Genomic DNA, 14,238 nt, shown 5'->3' on the forward strand with positions numbered 1-14,238 from the left:
AGACTTTTTACGCTCCGGTGAAGTTTATTTTGCCGAATGACGAACCGCGCTTGGCGATAAGGTGACGGGGGACTACAGTCAATGTTGGACCCTGGATTTTGCCTAGCGCAGATGCGCGTACTCCATGCAGTCCTCCCACCCGATCCCGCTCTGCGCCGTGTGCTGCAACAGCCATTCCAGCGCCGGCTGTGCCTTGGGCAAGGTATCGTGGAACTGGATCACACCCTTGCGCCATAGCAGCATCAAGGTCATCACCCGCTGGGCCGACTGCTCGGCATCCAGCGCGCCATCGTCCTGGGCGTCGATGTCCCACAGTGACACCTGCAGCCCTTGCGCCGCCATGAACGCCTCGCCGTCGGCACGGCGCTGCCCATAGGGTGGGCGGAACAGCGGCACGTACTGCTCGGGCATCAGCCCCTGCACCTGCGCCTGGCTGCGCCGCAGGGAATCCTGCCAGCCCTGCCACTGGGCGTGGGAGCGATACTCCCAGCCCTGAATCCCCACGCACTGTCCAGCGTAGAGCGCCGCGACATTGGCCCCCTGGGCCATGTCGCGGCGCTGCTGCACGCGGTTGCCCAGAACGAAGAAAACTGCGCCCAGCTTTTGCCGGCGCAGGTAATCGTTGAGCAGGTCCGTGTTGCTGCCGACCGGGCCAGGGCCGCCGACGAACGTCAGCAGGAACATCCGGTCGTTGAGTTCATCCCCACTGCGCTCGCCATTCGACAGCCGCTCGATCTCGCTGCTGGTCTGTGGAAACAAGGCCGCCTTGCGCAATTGCTCGTCAAGGTAACGAACGTTGAACTGATGGCTGGGCTCGACCCATTCTTTATAGAATTCGCCGACATCTGTAGCGAACGTAGCCGAACGCGTACGCAAATCCGCCATCGAATCCAGCGGATAGCAGAACGATGCATCCTGCTCGCAACTAAGCTGGGCCTGCTGGAAGTTTTCCCACAACCGCTGCCACATGCGCGCCCGCACCGAACGGATCACCGCCAGGTTGATCTGCCGCAGCCCCAGGCGCGCCGCCAGGGCGCGCTCATCGAGCATCTCGCTTTCATGCAGCACCTGGGCGAAGGAGAGGATCTGCGCGCGCGATGCCACGTCGAACAGCACCGGGCTGTCGAGTTGCTCGGGCCAATGGCTGCGGTCGAAGCTGACGGAATTGGCTGGAGCGGCCTGCACAGCCAGGCTGAACAACCCGGCCAGCACGGCGAAGGCAATGCGCACGATCGGTTCTCCCTAAACGGATGATGCGCACTATAGCGCCTGCCCAGGCGATGGTCTGTGACTATCGTCACCATAGTTTGGCGTTGCCCTGCTGGCCCCGTAGAATCGTCGCCGACGATTTCAGGAGCCGACCCATGCTGACGGTGATTTCCCCCGCCAAGACCCTCGACTACGACACCCCACCGGTGACCCAGCGCCATACCCTGCCGCAGTACCTGGACGATTCGCAGACGTTGATCACCCAACTGCGCGAGCTGTCGCCAGCGCAGATCGCCGAGCTGATGCACCTGTCCGACAAGCTTGCCGGCCTCAATGCCGCGCGCTTCGGCAGCTGGACCCCAGACTTCACCCCCGCCAACGCCAAGCAGGCGCTGCTGGCGTTCAAGGGCGACGTATACACAGGTCTGGATGCCGAAACCCTTGGCGAGGACGACTTCAGCTATGCCCAGCAACACCTGCGCATGCTCTCGGGCCTCTATGGCCTGCTGCGGCCGCTGGACCTGATGCAGCCCTACCGCCTGGAAATGGGCACCAAGCTCGCGAACGTACGCGGAAAGGACCTCTACGCCTTCTGGGGCACGCGCATCAGCGAGTGGCTGAACCAGGCCCTGGCCGAACAAGGCGATGACCTGCTGCTGAACCTGGCCAGCAACGAGTACTTCAGCGCCGTGAAGAAGAATGCGCTGAATGCCCGCGTGATCAACGTCGACTTCAAGGACTTGAAGAACGGCCAGTACAAGATCATCAGCTTCTACGCCAAGAAGGCGCGTGGCCTGATGAGCCGCTTCGTGATCCAGGAGCGCATCAACGATCCCGAGCAGCTCAAGCGCTTCGACGTGCAAGGCTACTACTACAGCGCCGAACAATCGAAGCCCGACCACCTGGTGTTCCTGCGCGACCACTCAGCGGACTAGCCCTGCTTCCCCGTCTTGCAGGAGCGCCCCAACCAGCGCGCTCCTGCAAACCCCGCCTCAAAAAAGCCAAATTACCGGCGCCAAAAAACAGGCAAGGCTGAGCTTATCGCCAAACGCCATAAGACCGTTCGTAGTTTTTTGACGAATTTTGAAAAAATTTTTCCGATACTGGCATATAACCATCTCATCTTGATTTCGCCCTTTATATATAGGCACGAAACCCATCCGTGCTATCAGAATGAAAGTATTTCTCACTGAAAAAATATTTAGAAATCTTTCATCTGCCCTGAACGCACCTCGGAACTTCTCCCTTCGCAGATCGCTCATAGCACCCGTAACGAATCACGAGCGTGCAACGTGAGAGATGACTTACAGAGGACAAGTGGCAGGTACTCACTACCTGCACTGATAACTTCGACTACCGCTTCGGTATAACCAAGCGGTCTGTTAAAGCAGGAGAGCCGCGCCCCTTACTAATCGTCCTAGTGGTTGATTTCAAAGGATTTATTCACTTGAAAGAACAAGCACAGCAGCGCACCCGATAACGCGTTGCAATAAAGACGGCTGCATCTCAGGGCACGCCTTTTTATAACTGGCCTTTTACTGCCAACTTTGAGCGCAGCACTGTTTGCGCTCCGGATTCATTCATGCCTGCGTTCGGTGAAGTGTCAATTCGCCATGGATCCGTGCGCCCGTAAAAGCAGGTCAATCAACCCGGTCCGGTTCTTCGAAAGAGCCGGCGTGATAAACACACGAGGTGAATACGATGCGTATCAGCATCTTTGGTTTGGGTTACGTGGGTGCCGTCTGTGCAGGTTGCCTGTCGGCAAGGGGCCATGAAGTGATTGGTGTGGATGTGTCCACCACCAAGATCGACCTCATCAACCAGGGCAAGTCGCCGATCGTCGAGCCGGGTCTGGAGCAACTCCTGCAGCAAGGCATCGCCAATGGTCGCCTGCGTGGCACCACCGACTTCGCCGAGGCGATCCGCGCCAGCGACGTGTCGATGATCTGTGTCGGCACCCCGAGCAAGAAGAACGGCGACCTGGGCCTGGAATACATCGAATCGGTGTGCCGCGAGATCGGCTACGTGCTGCGCGACACCACCCGCCGCCACACCATCGTGGTACGCAGCACCGTGCTGCCAGGCACCGTGAAGAACGTGGTGATCCCGATCCTCGAAGACTGCTCGGGCAAGAAGGCCGGCGTCGATTTCGGCGTGGCGGTCAACCCCGAGTTCCTGCGCGAAAGTACCGCGATCAAGGACTACGACCAGCCTCCGATGACCGTCATCGGCGAACTGGACAGCGCCAGCGGCGACGTGCTGCAGGCGATCTACGAAGAGCTCGACGCGCCGATCATCCGCAAGCCGATCGAAGTGGCCGAGATGATCAAGTACACCTGCAACGTCTGGCACGCCACCAAGGTGACCTTCGCCAACGAGATCGGCAACATCGCCAAGGCGGTCGGCGTCGATGGTCGCGAAGTGATGGACGTGGTCTGCCAGGACAAGGCCCTGAACCTGTCGCAGTACTACATGCGCCCAGGCTTCGCCTTCGGCGGTTCGTGCCTGCCCAAGGACGTGCGCGCCCTCACCTACCGCGCTGCCAGCCTCGATGTGAAGGCGCCGCTGCTCGACTCGCTGATGCGCAGCAACGAGTCGCAGGTGCAGAACGCCTTCGACATCATCGAAAGCCACGACAAGCGCAAGATCGCCCTGCTCGGCCTGAGCTTCAAGGCCGGCACCGACGACCTGCGCGAAAGCCCACTGGTGGAACTGGCCGAGCGCCTGATCGGCAAGGGCTACGAGCTGAACATCTACGACCAGAACGTCGAGTACGCCCGTGTCCACGGCGCCAACAAGGACTACATCGAGTCGAAGATCCCGCATGTCTCGTCGCTGCTCAACGCCGACTTCCAGAAGGTGGTCGATGGCGCCGACATCATCATCCTCGGCAACCGCGACGAGCAGTTCCGCGCCCTTGCCCAGCAGGCACCGGAAGGCAAGCAGGTGATCGATCTGGTCGGTTTCATGAGCAAGCCCACCAGCACCCTCACCCGCACCGAAGGCATCTGCTGGTAAGCCAGCCCGACGCGGGGCCGGTCGGCCCCGCATTCTCCTGATTCTCGCGACGGATGCTGAACATGCAAAGGCTCCAGACAGTGCTGTTGCAGTGCGCCGGATGGCTGCTCTACATGAGCCTGCTCATGCTGATCGCCCTGGCCCTGCCCAGCGATATCTTCGATTCGCAGTCGAAGCACTTCATCTTCCTGGTCGGCGCAGTCGGCATCTGGCGCTACTCCATGGGCGCCACCCATTTCATCCGCGGCATGATCTTCCTGTACCTGGTCTACCCCTACCTGCGCCGCAAGGTGCAGAAGCTGGGCAAGGCAGCCGAACCGTCTCATGTGTACCTGATGGTCACCAGCTTTCGCATCGATGCGCTGACCACCGCCCAGGTGTACAGCTCGGTGATCCGCGAAGCGATCGAATGCGGCTATCCGACCACCGTGGTCTGCTCGCTGGTGGAGAAGTCCGACGAGCTGCTGGTCAAGAGCCTGTGGGCCAAGTACAACCCGCCCGAGCACGTCGCCCTGGACTTCGTGCGCATCGCCGGTACCGGCAAGCGCGACGGCCTGGCCTACGGTTTTCGTGCCATCTCGCGGATGCTGCCGGACGAAAACGCCGTGGTTGCGGTGATCGACGGCGACACCGTGCTGGCCGAAGGCGTCGTTCGCAAGACCGTGCCCTGGTTCAAGCTCTACCCCAATGTCGGTGGCCTGACCACCAACGAATTCTGCGAAGTGCGCGGCGGCTACATCATGAGCGAGTGGCACAAGCTGCGCTTCGCCCAGCGCCACATCAACATGTGCTCGATGGCGCTGTCCAAGCGCGTGCTGACCATGACCGGGCGCATGTCGATGTTCCGCGCAAGCGTGGTCACCAACCCCGAGTTCATCGCCGACGTCGAAAGCGACTCGCTGATGCACTGGCGCCTGGGCCGCTTCAAGTTCCTCACTGGCGACGACAAGTCGAGCTGGTTCAGCCTGATGCGCCTGGGCTACGACACCTTCTACGTGCCGGACGCGGCGATCAACACGGTCGAGCATCCGCCGGAGAAGAGCTTCGTCAAGGCCAGCCGCAAGCTCATGTACCGTTGGTATGGCAACAACCTGCGGCAGAACTCCCGCGCCCTGGGCCTGGGCCTCAAGCGCCTGGGACTGTTCACCAGCATCGTGCTGCTCGACCAGCGTGTGTCGATGTGGACCAGCCTGCTGGGCCTGACCGTGGCCGTGATCGCCAGCTTCAAGTTCGGCCTGCAGTTCCTGCTGGTGTACCTGCTGTGGATCGGCATCACCCGCCTGATCCTCACCATCATGCTGCTGTGCTCGGGCCACAGTGTCGGCCCGGCCTATCCGCTGATCCTCTATTACAACCAGATCGTCGGCGCGCTGATGAAGATCTACGTGTTCTTCCGCCTCGACAAGCAGTCCTGGACCCGCCAGCCGACTGCGCTGAAACGTGACCTCGCCAGCTTTCAACAATGGTTCAACACCTGGTCCTCTCGGACCATGACCTTCTCGGCCGCCAGCATCTTCGTCGCTGTGCTGTTCATGGTCGTGTGAGCCCAACCCGGATCGATCCAACAGGAACAAATCGCCATGAATACCGCCGTGAACGTCAACGTCGTGCATGAGTCCGAAGCCCAGCGCCAGCACGCCCGGGTGCGCATCCCGGCCAAGCTGCGCTACCTGGACAGCGAGCGCCAGCCGCAGGATGTGAAGGTCGACGACCTCTCCGCCGGTGGTCTGTCGTTCCATGCCAAAAAAGCCCTTCCGGTCGGAGATGTCGCGCGTGGTCGCCTGCAGTTCGTGGTCGACAACCTGGGGCTGTCGATGGACATCGAGTTCCTGGTGCGCTCGAGCGATCCGCAAAGCGGCCGCACCGGTGTCGAATTCCAGAACCTGGAACCGCGAGATATCGCCACCCTGCGTCACATCATCACCTCCCACCTGTCCGGCGAGCTGATCAGCGTCGGTGATGTGCTCAGTACCCTGCAGCGCGACAACTTCACCAAGGCGCGCAAGCAGAAGGACGCAGGCTCCGGCCTTTCGGCCTTCGGTCGCCTGCGTGCCGTCACCGTCACCCTGGGCGTGTTCGTGGTCGGCATCGCCGCCTTCGGTTTCGTCGCCAAATCGCTGTACGGTCTGTACTTCGTCAGCCACGCCGAGGCCGGTGTGGTCGCAGTACCGACTACCAACGTCACCATGCCCCGCGACGGCAGCATGCAGAGCCTGGTGGAAAACGGTGCGCAGGTGGTCAAAGGCGCGCCGCTGGCGACCTTCAACACCAGCATGCTCGACCTGCTCAAGGGCCATCTGGACGACTCGCAACTGGAGCCAGCCAAGGTCGAGGAACTGTTCGGCAAGCAACTTTCCGGCACCCTCACCAGCCCCTGTGATTGCGTGGTCGCCCGCCAGCTGGTGGATGACGGCCAGTACGCCAGCAAGGGCCAGGTGGTCTACCAGTTGATCCCGCGCACCACCAACCCGATGGTCGAGGCGCGCTTCAGCTATCGCCAGTTCGACGAGGTCAAGCCGGGCACCCGGGTCAACTTCCAGATCGCCGGCGAAGACGAGGTGCGCACCGGTGTGATCGTCGGCAGCGCCAGCCTGGACAACGACAACCTGGCTTCGGACATTCGCGTGCAGATCAAGCCAGACGAGTCGCTGCCTGCAGAGCTGGCCGGCCGCCCGGCTTCGGTGAACAGCGACCGCGGTCCCTCGCTGAACTGGCTGATCGACAAGGCCGTGGCCCGCGGGCTCTGAGGGGGACAGGACGATGACGCCGAACAATTATCCCTGCGTCCCCGTGGGAGCGGACTTGCCCGCGAAGGGGCCAGCAGGCACACCTTCATCGCACGTCCCGGCCATTCGCGGGCAAGCCCGCTCCCACAGGGCTCTCGGGCTCTGCGTCCTGGCCATCACCCTGGCCGGCTGCGTCGGTTTGCCTGACCAGCGCCTGGCCAACGAGGCCCTGAAGCGCGGCGACACCGCCACCGCCGAGGCCAACTACAAGGCACTTGCCGACCTGGGCTACAGCGACGCACAGGTCGGCCTGGCCGACATTCAGGTTGGCACCCGCGACCCGGCCCAGCTCAAGCAGGCCGAAGCCACCTACCGCGCCGCAGCCGCTACCTCACCACGTGCCCAGGCACGCCTGGGCCGCCTGCTGGTGGCCAAGCCCGACAGCACCCAGGCCGAACGCGAAGAGGCCGAAACACTGCTCAAGCTCGCGGCCAGGCAAGGTGAGGGCAACACCCTGATCCCGCTGGCGATGCTCTACCTGCAATACCCGCAGAGCTTCCCGAACATCAACGCCCAGCAGCAGATCGACCAGTGGCGCGCCGCCGGCAACCCCGAGGCGGGCCTGGCCCAGGTGCTGCTGTACCGCACCCAAGGCACCTACGACCAGCACCTGGCCGAGGTGGAGAAGATCTGCAAGGCCGCGCTGAGCAGCACCGACATCTGCTACGTGGAGTTGGCCACCGTGTACCAGAAACGCGCCCAACCCGACCAGCAGGCCGCCCTGCTCGACCAGCTCAAGGCCGCCTATGCCCGCAATGCGGTGCCTGCCACACGGGTCGACAGCGTCGCCCGCGTGCTCGCCGACCGGAGCCTCGGCCAGACCGACGAGAGGACCGCCAAGGACCTGCTCGAACATGTCGCCCCGGCCAACCCGGCATCCTGGGTCAGCCTTGCGCAACTGCTCTACGACTTCCCTGAACTGGGCGACACCGACCAGCTGATGGCCTACATCGACAAGGGCCGCGAAGCCGAGCAGCCCCGCGCCGAACTGTTGCTGGGCCGCCTCTACTACGAAGGCAAGACCGTCCCGGCCGATGCCGTGAAGGCCGAGCAACACCTGCAGGCCGCCGCCGACGCCGGCGAAATCAGCGCCCACTACTACCTCGGCCAGCTCTACCGCCGCGGCTACCTGGGCCATGTCGAACCGCAGAAAGCGGTGGACCACCTGCTCAGTGCCGCCCGTGGTGGCCAGCTCAGTGCCGACTACGCCCTGGCCCAGCTCTACAGCGAAGGCCACGGCATCCGCCAGAACACCGGCAACGCCTGGGTATTCGCCCAGCTTGCCCAGGCCAACCCGACGCCGCAGTCCAGCGAACTGCTGCAGCAACTCGACCAGCAACTCACGCCCGACCAGCGCAGCCAGGCCCAGCGCCTGCTGGAGCAGGAGAAGAAGGCGCGTGCCGGGATGCTCCAGGCCAGCAACAGCCCGCTGGCCCTGGACGCCCTGCAAGACGAGAAAGACGTAGACGCCGAGGACTCGCTATGACGCTCAATCCCTTCGTGAAAGCCGGCATCGGCCTGAGCTTCGCCCTGCTGTGGTCGCTGCCGACCCTGGCCGCGGAAACCGCAGTGAAGAACTTCGGCCTGGACGTGAAGATCACCGGCCAGTCCGAGGACGACCGTGACCTGGGCACCCGCTCCGGCGGCGACGTCAACGGCCTGGGCCTGGACCTGCGTCCCTGGGTGTATGGCGAGCGCGGCAATTGGAGCGCCTTCGCCATGGGCCAGGCGGTGACTGCCACCGACATCATCGAGACCGACACCCTGCGCCAGAACGACGACGGCACCGCCGTCGACACCGGCGACGACAGCCGCAAGCCGGACAAGAGCTACCTGGCCCTGCGCGAATTCTGGATCGGCTACAGCGGTTTCACGCCCTACCCCGGCGAGCAACTGCGCTTCGGCCGCCAGCGCCTGCGCAGCGACGACGGCATGTGGCGCGACACCAACATCGAGGCGCTGAACTGGAGCTTCGACACCACCCTGCTCAAGGCCGACCTCGGTGTCGCCCAACGCTTCAGCGAATACCGCACCGACCTCACCGAGCTGGCCCCAGAAGACAAGGACCGCACGCACGTCTACGGCAACATCGCCACGCAGTGGACACCCGGCCACTGGGTCGGCCTGCGCGCCCACCATACCCATGACAGCGGCAGCCTGAAGAACCCCGGCGAGACCGTCGATGCCCTCGACAAGACCCGCACCGGCGACCTCACCTGGCTGGGCCTTGAGGCCAACAGCGACGCCTACAACTGGCGCAACGACCATACCGTCAACTACTGGGGCAGCGTCACCTGGCTGACCGGCAATCGCGACAGCCTCAGCAGCCAGCTGGTCGGCGAAGACCAGGTCGCCACCGGCAAACAGAGCGGCGACGTCAATGCCTGGGCCACCGACCTCGGTATCCGCCTGCGCCTCGACCCGCAGTGGCAGGTCGGCGCGGCCTATGCCCGTGGCAGCGGTGGTGGCGGCAGCGATGGCTCGAACAACTTCGAGCAGACCGGCCTTGAGAGCAACCGCTCCAACTTCACCGGCACCCGCTCGCGCGTGCACCGTTTCGGCGAGGCGTTCCGCGGCGAGCTGGGCAACCTGCAGGCCGCGACCCTGTTCGCCTCCTGGCAGCTGCGCGACGACTACGACGCAAGCTTCATCTACCACAAGTTCTGGCGCGTCGATGGCAACCAGAACATCGGCTCCAGCGGCATCAATGCGGTGGTCAACGACGATGGCATCAACCGTCCGCTGATCAACGGCGAGAAAGACCTGGGCCAGGAGATGGACGTGGTGGTCACCAAGTACTTCAAGCAGGGCCTGCTGCCCGCCTCGCTGAGCCAGTCGATCGACGAGCCGTCGGCCCTGGTACGCCTGCGCGCCGGTGTGTTCAAGCCCGGCGATGCCTATGGCAAGGAAGCGGACTCGTACATGCACCGCGCCTTCGTCGACGTGATCTGGCGCTTCTGAGGCCGGGAGAGGACCGTTATGAACCTGCACCCGAACCTTCGCCACAGCCTGCTCGCCAGCGCCCTGCTGCTGGCCAGCGGCATGGCCGCCGCCCAGCCGGCGGTGATCGCCAAGGAGCTGCAACAGGCCAAGACCTACACCGTCGCCAGCGCGCCGATCGAGCCGCTGCAGATGGATCCGCCCAAGCTGCCCGACCTCTCCGGCTACACCGCGCAGGCCGTGCAACAGAAGATCGACCGCCGCCACAAGGGCAAGGTCAGCGTGCGCCGCATGCTCCAGGAAGAGTCGCTCAAGGAATTCATCGGCGGCGACAACAAGGCCGCCGAGTGGGTCCAGCGCCAGCACGGCATCCCCCAGGCGATCTTCGTCGATGACGGGCATGTCGACCTGGTCGAACTGAGCAAGAAGGTGCCCGCCCAGTACCTGCGCGAAACCTCGCCGGGCGTGTATCTGGCGCGCCTGCCGATCGTGGTCGGACGCAAGGGCGTGCTGGAGATCGACGGCAAGGTCAAGGAACTGCGCCTCTCCCAGGAGGGCGGCTCGTTCATCGTCAACGACGGCAAGCTGTTCGTCAGCGATACCCAGGTCACCGGCTGGCGCGAGCAGGCCAACGGCCCGGCGACTTTCCGCTCGCCCAAGGAATTCCGCCCGTTCCTGCTCAGCTGGGGCGGCACCGAGACGTACATCGTCAACAGCAAGATGGCCAGCTTCGGCTATGCCAAGTCCAAGTCGTATGGCGTGAGCATCTCGCAGTACACGCCGAACATGGCCAAGCAGATGGGCCGCCCTGAACCGACCGGCTGGATCATCGGCTCGGAGTTCAGCGACATGTGGTACGGCTTCTACTGCTACGAGACCAGCGACTTCGTGGTCAAGGACTCGACCTACCGCGACAACATCGTCTACGGCATCGACCCGCACGACCGCTCGCACCGCCTGATCATTGCCGGCAATACCGTGTACGGCACCAAGAAGAAGCACGGGATCATCGTCTCGCGTGAGGTCAACGACAGCTGGATCATCAACAACAAGAGCTACGACAACAAGCTCTCGGGCGTGGTGATCGACCGTAACAGCGTCAACAACCTGATCGCCTACAACGAGATCTACCGCAACCACACCGACGGCATAACCCTCTACGAGAGCGGCGACAACCTGATCTGGGGCAACAAGCTGATCAACAACCGTCGCCACGGCATCCGCGTACGCAACAGCGTGAACATCCGTCTGTACGAAAACATCGCCATGGCCAACGGCCTGGTCGGGGTGTACGGGCACATCAAGGACCTCTCTGACACCGACCGCGACATCGCCCTCGACCCGTTCGACACCAAGGTGTCGCTCATCGTGGTTGGCGGCGAGCTGGCGGCCAACGGTTCCGGGCCCTTGTCGATCGACTCGCCGCTGTCGGTGGAGCTGTACAAGGTCTCCATGCTCGCCCCGCGCAAGTCCAGCGGCATCAGCCTCAACGGCGTGCTCGGCGAGCGCCAGGACGAAATCCTCGACCTGCTGGTGCGCCAGCAGAAGGCCGTGCTGATCGACCCGGTCGAACGCCAGACCGAAATGATCGATTAAGGAAGCCCAGACCATGACCCCACACCTGATGAAACTGCTCGGCCTGTCCGCCGCCCTCCTGGCCATCAGCCAGGGCGTGCGCGCCGACGACGTGCAGCCGCCAAGCTTCAGCGCCGAGCCGTGCTGCCAGCTGTGCCCCGAGGCCCACGACGCCAGCCGCTACACCACCCGCTACCAGCAGAACTTCACCACCCTGGTGCAGGCCCAGGGCGACTGGCTGTTCCGTACCCGCGAAGACCTGCGCACCGAATTCGACACCACGCCCGGCGGCTACAAGCGCCTGCAGCAGGTGCACGATGCGTTCAAGAAACGCGGCGTGGAGCTGGTGGTGGTCTACCAGCCGACCCGTGGCCTGGTAAACCGCAACATGCTCAAGCCCGAGGAGAAGGCTGCCTTCGACTACCAGAAAGCCCTGCACAACTACCAGGCGATGCTGCAGCGCTTCGCCCGGATGGGCTACAACGTGCCCGACCTCTCGCCCCTGACCAACGAGCAGCTCGCCGCCGCCGACCAGGGCAAGGACTTCTACTTCCGCGGCGACCAGCACTGGACGCCCTACGGCGCCGAGCGCGCAGCGAAGATCGTGGCCGACACCGTGCACAAGATGCCGGCTTTCGAGGGTATTCCACGCAAGGAATTCGAAACCCGGAAATCCGGACGCATGGGCAAGACCGGCACCCTGCACAACGTCGCCGGACAACTGTGCGGCACCAGCTATGCGGTGCAGTACATGGACCAGTTCGCCACCGAACCCAAGGGGGGCGCCAGCGGCGGCGACGACCTGTTCGGCGATTCAGGCAACGCGCAGATCACCCTGGTCGGCACCAGCCACAGTGGCAAGAACTACAACTTCTCGGGCTTTCTGGAACAGTACATCGGCGCCGACGTACTCAACGTCGCCTTCCCCGGCGGCGGCCTGGAAGGCTCGATGATCCAGTACCTGGGCAGCGAGGAGTTTCACAAGAACCCGCCGAAGATCCTGATCTGGGAATTCTCGCCGCTGTACCGCCTGGACCAGGAAACCATCTGGCGGCAGATCCTCGGCCTGCTCGACGATGGCTGCGATGGCCGCCCGGCGCAAATGAGCGCCAGCACCACACTCAAGCCGGGCAAGAACGAGCTGATGGTCAACGGCAAGGGTGGCGTGATCAAGGACCTGGTCAACCGCAATCACCAGCTCGACATCCGTTTCGAGGACACCTCGGTCAAGGTGCTGCAGGCCACCCTCTGGTACCTGAACGGGCGCCACGAGGACATCAAGATCGAAAAACCAGAGACCTCCGACACCGACGGACGCTTCGTCTTCCAGATGCGCGAGGACGAAGACTGGGCCAGCCAGAACCTGCTGGCCCTGGAAGTCCAGGGCCCGGAAAACGGCACCCAGAAAGTCGAGGCCAAGCTCTGCAAACGCAACAACTTCGCCGGCAGCGCGCGCAACACCGCGCAAGCCGGCCAGTGAGGCGAACATGACGACATTGAAGCGAACCTTCAGCCCCGCCCTGCTCGCGCTGGCCTTGTTCGGCGGTGCCGCGCAGGCTGCGCTGGTGCCCCCGCAGGGTTACTACGAGGGCATCGAGAAACTCAAGACCAGCGACGGCAACTTCACTTGCGAAGCCGCGCCCAAGCCCTACACCGGCGCGCTGCAGTTTCGCAGCAAGTACGAGGGTTCGGACAAGGCTCGGGCAACGCTCAACGTCGCCTCTGAAAAAGCCTTCCGCGACTCCACCGCCGACATCACCACCCTGGAGAAGGGCGTCAGCAAGATGGTCGGTCAGTACATGCGCGACGGTCGCCCGGCCCAGCTCGATTGCGTGCTGACCTGGCTCGGCACCTGGGCGCGCGCCGATGCGCTGGAGTCCACCGATTTCAACCACACCGGCAAGTCCATGCGCAAATGGGCGCTGGGCAGCATGAGCGGCTCGTGGCTGCGCTTGAAGTTCTCCAACTCCCAGCCACTGGCCGCGCACCAGGCCGAGGCCGAGCTGATCGAGAAGTGGCTCGCCAAGCTGGCGACACAGACCGTGCGCGACTGGAGCGACCTGCCGCTGGAGAAGATCAACAACCATAGCTACTGGGCGGCCTGGTCGGTGATGGCCACGGCAGTGGCCACCGACCGGCGCGACCTGTTCGACTGGGCAGTGAAGGAGTTCAAGGTCGGCGCCAACCAGATCGACGACCAAGGCTTCCTGCCCAACGAGATCAAACGTCGCCAGCGCGCGCTGGCCTACCACAACTACGCCCTGCCGCCGCTGGCGATGATCGCCAGCTTCGCCCAGGTCAATGGCGTGGACCTGCGCAAGGAAAACAACTTCGCCCTGCAGCGTCTGGGCGAAGGCGTGCTGGCCGGTGCCCGCGACCCGGTGCACTTCGCCGAGCGCGCCGGGGTCAAGCAGGACCTCAAGGACCTCAAGGTCGACAGCAAGTACGCCTGGCTCGAACCCTGGTGCGCGCTGTACCAGTGCGTCGGCGACACCCTCAAGCGCAAGCACGACATGCAGCCGTTCAACAGCTTCCGCATGGGTGGCGACATGACACGGGTCTACGACCCGAGCGCTGAAAGCAAAAAATGAAGTGACCCCTGTGGGAGCGGGGGTGTGCCCCCGGTTGGGGCGCCGGGTCCACCACCCCGCCACGCCGGGCGCCAAACCCGGGCCCCCCCCCCCCCCCCCCGGCCCACGGGATCCCCCCC

The 14,238-nt window shown here is 63.7% G+C and carries 10 protein-coding genes; 9 read left to right on the forward strand and 1 reads right to left on the reverse strand.

Annotation, left to right across the window (positions count from 1 at the left end; translation table 11 throughout):
• Window positions 1-102: 102 nt before the first annotated feature.
• The gene (locus tag ACNFHO_RS25055; protein ID WP_416767706.1) at window positions 103-1,230 is read right to left on the reverse strand and encodes a polysaccharide deacetylase family protein; all 1,128 of its coding nucleotides are present in this window, start codon (window positions 1,228-1,230) and stop codon (window positions 103-105) included.
• Window positions 1,231-1,364: 134 nt separating this feature from the next.
• On the opposite strand from ACNFHO_RS25055, the gene yaaA reads away from it, so the two are divergent.
• From yaaA to ACNFHO_RS25100, 9 genes are all read left to right on the forward strand, one after another.
• On the forward strand, window positions 1,365-2,144 hold the full coding sequence (gene yaaA / locus ACNFHO_RS25060; protein ID WP_416767707.1) for a peroxide stress protein YaaA: 780 nt from the start codon (window positions 1,365-1,367) through the stop codon (window positions 2,142-2,144).
• Window positions 2,145-2,910: 766 nt separating this feature from the next.
• Complete coding sequence (locus ACNFHO_RS25065) at window positions 2,911-4,227, forward strand: nucleotide sugar dehydrogenase (protein ID WP_054894919.1); 1,317 nt, start codon at window positions 2,911-2,913, stop codon at window positions 4,225-4,227.
• A gap of 62 nt (window positions 4,228-4,289) precedes the next feature.
• A complete protein-coding gene (locus ACNFHO_RS25070; RefSeq protein ID WP_172964813.1) occupies window positions 4,290-5,771 on the forward strand; it encodes a glycosyltransferase family 2 protein in 1,482 nt (493 codons plus the stop codon).
• Window positions 5,772-5,807: 36 nt separating this feature from the next.
• Window positions 5,808-6,974, forward strand: coding sequence for a PilZ domain-containing protein (locus tag ACNFHO_RS25075; protein WP_372822110.1), 1,167 nt, complete (start codon window positions 5,808-5,810; stop codon window positions 6,972-6,974).
• Between the two features lie 13 nt (window positions 6,975-6,987).
• A complete protein-coding gene (algK, locus tag ACNFHO_RS25080) occupies window positions 6,988-8,499 on the forward strand; it encodes an alginate biosynthesis TPR repeat lipoprotein AlgK (RefSeq protein WP_416767709.1) in 1,512 nt (503 codons plus the stop codon).
• Window positions 8,496-9,974, forward strand: a complete 1,479-nt coding sequence (locus ACNFHO_RS25085; RefSeq protein WP_063546035.1) for an alginate export family protein — start codon at window positions 8,496-8,498, stop codon at window positions 9,972-9,974. The genes algK and ACNFHO_RS25085 overlap by 4 nt, the downstream gene beginning before the upstream one ends.
• An 18-nt stretch (window positions 9,975-9,992) precedes the next feature.
• Window positions 9,993-11,549 carry a mannuronan 5-epimerase AlgG gene (gene algG / locus ACNFHO_RS25090; RefSeq protein ID WP_151925180.1) on the forward strand — a complete coding sequence of 519 codons (1,557 nt, stop codon included), beginning with the start codon at window positions 9,993-9,995 and terminating at the stop codon, window positions 11,547-11,549.
• A 13-nt stretch (window positions 11,550-11,562) separates the two neighbouring features.
• Complete coding sequence (locus tag ACNFHO_RS25095) at window positions 11,563-13,008, forward strand: alginate O-acetyltransferase (RefSeq protein WP_151925181.1); 1,446 nt, start codon at window positions 11,563-11,565, stop codon at window positions 13,006-13,008.
• Window positions 13,009-13,015: 7 nt separating this feature from the next.
• Window positions 13,016-14,119 (forward strand): mannuronate-specific alginate lyase, encoded by a 1,104-nt coding sequence (locus ACNFHO_RS25100; RefSeq protein ID WP_063546037.1) that lies wholly within the window; start codon window positions 13,016-13,018, stop codon window positions 14,117-14,119.
• Window positions 14,120-14,238: the final 119 nt, after the last annotated feature.

The sequence above is a fragment of the Pseudomonas sp. NY15374 genome (assembly GCF_048068255.1).
GTDB lineage: Bacteria > Pseudomonadota > Gammaproteobacteria > Pseudomonadales > Pseudomonadaceae > Aquipseudomonas > Aquipseudomonas machongensis.

Coding starts and splice junctions, on each gene's coding strand:
- ACNFHO_RS25095 (WP_151925181.1), top strand. CDS start 11,563: ATGACCCCACACCTGATGAAACTGCTCGGCCTGTCCGCCGCCCTCCTG.
- algK (WP_416767709.1), top strand. CDS start 6,988: ATGACGCCGAACAATTATCCCTGCGTCCCCGTGGGAGCGGACTTGCCC.
- ACNFHO_RS25075 (WP_372822110.1), top strand. CDS start 5,808: ATGAATACCGCCGTGAACGTCAACGTCGTGCATGAGTCCGAAGCCCAG.
- ACNFHO_RS25070 (WP_172964813.1), top strand. CDS start 4,290: ATGCAAAGGCTCCAGACAGTGCTGTTGCAGTGCGCCGGATGGCTGCTC.
- ACNFHO_RS25100 (WP_063546037.1), top strand. CDS start 13,016: ATGACGACATTGAAGCGAACCTTCAGCCCCGCCCTGCTCGCGCTGGCC.
- ACNFHO_RS25085 (WP_063546035.1), top strand. CDS start 8,496: ATGACGCTCAATCCCTTCGTGAAAGCCGGCATCGGCCTGAGCTTCGCC.
- algG (WP_151925180.1), top strand. CDS start 9,993: ATGAACCTGCACCCGAACCTTCGCCACAGCCTGCTCGCCAGCGCCCTG.
- yaaA (WP_416767707.1), top strand. CDS start 1,365: ATGCTGACGGTGATTTCCCCCGCCAAGACCCTCGACTACGACACCCCA.
- ACNFHO_RS25065 (WP_054894919.1), top strand. CDS start 2,911: ATGCGTATCAGCATCTTTGGTTTGGGTTACGTGGGTGCCGTCTGTGCA.